This is a genomic window from Streptomyces katrae, assembly GCF_000966975.1.
In the GTDB taxonomy this organism is placed as follows: domain Bacteria; phylum Actinomycetota; class Actinomycetes; order Streptomycetales; family Streptomycetaceae; genus Streptomyces; species Streptomyces katrae.
In genome coordinates this window covers 1-1,317 of the sequence record NZ_JZWV01000821.1, presented here as the reverse complement: position 1 = coordinate 1,317, position 1,317 = coordinate 1, and the positions used below count along the sequence as shown (strand labels likewise).

The window sequence follows — 1,317 nt, the reverse complement described above, 5'->3', positions numbered from 1 at the left end:
GGCGGCGTGGGCGGCGTCCTCAACGGCGGCGGCGGCGTGCCCCGCAGGCACGCCGTCCCCGGCAGGGGTGCGGTCTCCGGCAGGGGCACCGTCCCCGGCAGGGGCGTCGCCGAGGGAGCGTAGCCAGTCCGCGAGGCGGCCCAGCGGGTCGGGGGCCTGTGGTGGGACCGGGGTCCCCGGCACCAGCAGGCCCGCTTCGGCGAGCCGGTCGAGGAAGCCGGCCGCGGCGGCCCGGCCGTCGCTGGCGCCGGACCCCGCCAGGGCGGCGGCCAGCAGCCCGGTCAGCTGCTGGAGCGCTACGGGATGTTCGGCCCGATCGGTGACCAGGCCCAGCGGGCCGGTGGCGGGCAGCTCGGCCTCGTCCTCGGCGGCCACGAGGTAGCGGCCCCCGGCGAAGGCGGTCCGGTCGCGGGAGTACGCCACCCGCCCGCCGCTGGTCCGGGCGGTGCTGGTGATGCGGTGCGGCAGGGCCTCCCGGCGGTGCGGGGCGTCCAGGAGGGCGAGGGTGAGGGCGGTGGTCAGGGTGCGGCTGGGCTGCACGACCGCGTGCAGGGGGCCTTCCAGCACGGGCGCCCGGCCCCAGGCGGGGACGGTGCGGCCGGAGGTCTGCGGGAGGGGGCCCCAGCCGACCGCGGTGAACCAGGACAGCGGGCTGGTCTTGGTGCTGGCCCGCAGGGCGTAGCGCAGGACGGCGGCCTCCTCCTTGCGGGCCTTGCGGTCCTGTGCGCCGGTGCCCGCCCGTTCCACGGCCCGCAGCAGGTCGGCGCTGGTGAGGGCGACGGCCTTGGCGAGGGCGGGCTCACGGCACAGGGCGGCCAGGGCGCCGCGTTCGGCGGCCAGGGCCCGTTCGGCGGCCGGGGCGAGCTCGGCGAGGAGCGCGGTGCGGCGGGTGCGCAGGTCGAGCCAGCAGGCGAGCCGGGGCAGGCGCTCGGGGAGGTCGCCGAGGCGTTCCAGCAGGGCGGGGCGGGGTTCGCGGCCGTTGTGCAGGGCGCGGCGCAGCGGGAGGACCACGTCGCGGTGGAGCTCGGCGGGGTGGCCGGCCCGGCTGGCGTACAGGTCGTCGCAGAGCGGGGCGGCGCCCTCCACGAGCTGCCTTTCGATCCGGTGGAGCCGGGCGAGGAGGGTGCGGAAGCGGGCGGCGTCCGGGCCCTGGGCCGGGTGGGTCAGGACGGTGGCGCGGACCAGCGCGTACGGCGCGGACCGGACCCGGTGGCCGCCGGTTTCGGCCCCGGCCGGGGTGCTGTGTGGCTGCGGCATGCTGGTCCCCCTCCTGTGGCTGTGGCGTGCGGCCTTCCCCCCCCCCCCCGGGGGCGGGGG

Annotated in this window: 1 protein-coding gene; it reads right to left on the bottom strand. The window is 79.7% G+C overall.

The window, feature by feature from the left end; genetic code table 11:
* Positions 1–1,257, bottom strand: a 1,257-nt coding sequence (locus VR44_RS48555) for a lantibiotic dehydratase (protein ID WP_211275132.1), incomplete at its 3' end; no start/stop codon positions are given.
* Between the last annotated feature and the right edge of the window lie 60 nt (positions 1,258–1,317).